This window comes from Protofrankia sp. Cr1 (genome assembly GCF_963555865.1).
In the GTDB taxonomy this organism is placed as follows: domain Bacteria; phylum Actinomycetota; class Actinomycetes; order Frankiales; family Frankiaceae; genus Protofrankia.
The window spans coordinates 10,076-12,568 of sequence record NZ_CAUVXO010000047.1; the positions used below are offsets into that span (position 1 = coordinate 10,076).

General features: G+C 69.4%; 2 protein-coding genes. One reads left to right on the forward strand and one right to left on the reverse strand.

Going from position 1 to position 2,493, the window contains the following annotated elements; all coding sequences use genetic code 11:
- Window positions 1–1,318 (reverse strand): MFS transporter (locus U9980_RS06835; RefSeq protein WP_322767158.1); only part of this gene is annotated, 1,318 nt, incomplete at its 3' end.
- Window positions 1,319–1,411: 93 nt separating this feature from the next.
- Here U9980_RS06835 and U9980_RS06840 point away from each other — a divergent pair.
- Window positions 1,412–2,470, forward strand: a complete 1,059-nt coding sequence (locus U9980_RS06840; RefSeq protein ID WP_322767159.1) for a DUF3027 domain-containing protein — start codon at window positions 1,412–1,414, stop codon at window positions 2,468–2,470.
- Window positions 2,471–2,493: the final 23 nt, after the last annotated feature.

The following is a 2,493-nucleotide window of genomic DNA, read 5'->3' on the forward strand; positions in this document are numbered from 1 at the left end:
CGGCGCCCGGCTCGGCCCAGGCCGCGGCCTCCGGTCGCCCTCGACGGACGCGGGCCGCTGCCCGTGACCGGTGCAGTGCCCTGGTCTCCACGAACATCGTGAACAGCACCGCCGCGGACGCCACGGCGAAGCCGAGCGTCCCCGGCATCTCGATCAGGCCGATCCCGGCGCCGGCAACCCATGCGAGCTGAATCGCGGTTTCTGAGCGGGCGAACGCGGAGTTCCGGGTGTCCTCGGCGATGTCCCGTTGGAGGATCGCGTCCAGACCGAGCTTCCCCATCGCACCGGCCATCGTCACCAGCAGGGCCGCCAGCAGCGATGTGAGCCTTGTGTAGTCGACGGCGGCGCCAAGGCAGCCCCCTGATGCCATCAGCAGCGACAGCATCAGCAGCGCCTCAGGCCGCCGGCGGCCCAGCCGCCCGCCGATGAAGACACCCAGGCCGCTGCCCACGCCCGCACAGATCGCCAGCGCACCGAGCCAGAGGTTGGTGCCGCCGCTCGTCCGCAGCAGAAACGCCAGATAGAAGGTGAGGAATCCGACCAGGCCGCGCAGCACCAGGGAGGCGCGAAGCGCGACCGGCAGCCCGCCCATGGCGCGCAGCAGACGGCCGGCCATGTCCCGGTGGTTGACGATGGCCCCTAGTACGAAGGCGCGTTTTTCACCTGCGGCGGAGTCGACGTGTTTGGGTAGGTTGAACGCCAGCAGGACGCCTGTCATGTAGACGATCGCGCAGGCCCGCAGCACCCACGGGTAGCCGACGTAGGGAATCTTGGCGATGGCCAGGCCGACCGGGGCGATCGCGGATCCCGCTGCGATGTTCACCAACGAGATCCGGGAATTGATCTTTACGAGGGACAGATTCTGGGGTGTGACGCGCGGGATGACCGCGCTGCGGGCCACTCCGAACGCCCGCGACAGCATGAGCAGGCCGAGCGCGAGGGGATAGACGGCCACACCGTGGTTGAGGGAGCCGGCGAGCTGCCAGGCAAGCATGCCGCGGGCCAGGCAGATTGCGGCCAGCGCGGTACGGCGACCATGGGCGAACCGGTCCAGGACAGGGCCGATCACCGGTGCCAGCAGGGTGAACGGCACCATGGTGATCAACAGGTACATGGCGACCTTCGACCGGGCCTCGCTCGTCGGCACCGCGAAGAAGAGCGATCCGGCCAGCGTCACGGTCACCAGCGCGTCGCCCGCCGCGTTGACGAAGGAAAGCTCCGTGAGGGCCGCGAGCCCCGACTGCTCGGCACCACCTCTGCGGCCGGACGCGCGCAGCCTGCGGATCCCTTTGGCGACACCACTGCCCACGTTCACCATCCTGAGTGTCCCCTCTCCCCAGGAGGGCCACCACGACCACGCAGCACAGTTCCGGAACCTGTAGGCGACAATACGTGCGTGGAGGCTCAGGATGTGCAGCTTGACCCGGCGGTAGTGCCAACATCGTCCGACTCTGGATCGTCCAACCAGGAAACGTCGAGCTCGGAAACGTTCATCTCGGACGGGAGTGCGCCCGGTCCCCCGGCGTCCGAGTCTGCGACCCGGACGACCCGGACGACCCGCTCACCCGCGTCGAAGGCGCCCCGAACACCGGGAACACCACGGGCGCCGCGTGCGGCCAAGGGGCCCAAGCCGCCCGCGCTGGACACCGCGTGTGCCGCAGCCGTCGAGGAGGCCCGGGCGGCCGCGGCCACCGAGGCCGATGATCCGGGCCTTGTCGGCGAGCACCTCGGCGTCGAGGCCGAGGACGAACGCCTTGTGCTGCACCGCTTCGCGTGTACGGCGCGCGCCTATCCCGGTTGGGTGTGGACGGTGGTCGTGAGCCGCGCATCGCGGTTGCGGAAGGTCACCGTGGATGATGTCGTGCTGTTGCCCGGCGACGGCGCCATGACCGCTCCACAGTGGGTGCCGTGGTCCCAGCGGCTGCGCCCGGGCGACGTCGGAGTCGGAGACCTGCTGCCGACCGCCGTGGACGATCCCCGCCTCACCCTGCGTCTTGGTGATGTCGAGGAGTTCGTCGACACCGATGCCTGGCATGAGCTCGGGTTCGGTCGTCCCCGGCTGCTGTCCGTGGAGGGACGTGACGAAGCTGCGGCCCGTTGGCATACGGGCGAGTCCGGTCCGGAGGCGTCGATTGCCCGGGTCGCTCCCGCGACCTGTCAGACATGTGGCTTTCACGTTCGTCTGGCCGGGATCCTCGGCCGCCTGTTCGGGGTGTGTGCGAACGAGATGGCCCCGGACGACGCTCGGGTGACTGCTTTCGATCATGGTTGTGGCGCCCACTCGGAGGCGATGGTCGCTCCCTCCGCGCATCCCGAGGCAGTTGTATACGACGACGATCCGTCCGACCTGGAATCCTCTGACCTGGAATTCGTCGGCATATCGGCGCACCCGCCCGGCTCGGTTCCAGACGACGGCGCCGACGCACTCGCCGGTGACGCGGCAGGCCCGGAGCCTTACGGCCACTCCTGACGGCCGGTGGGGTCGCCACGGTT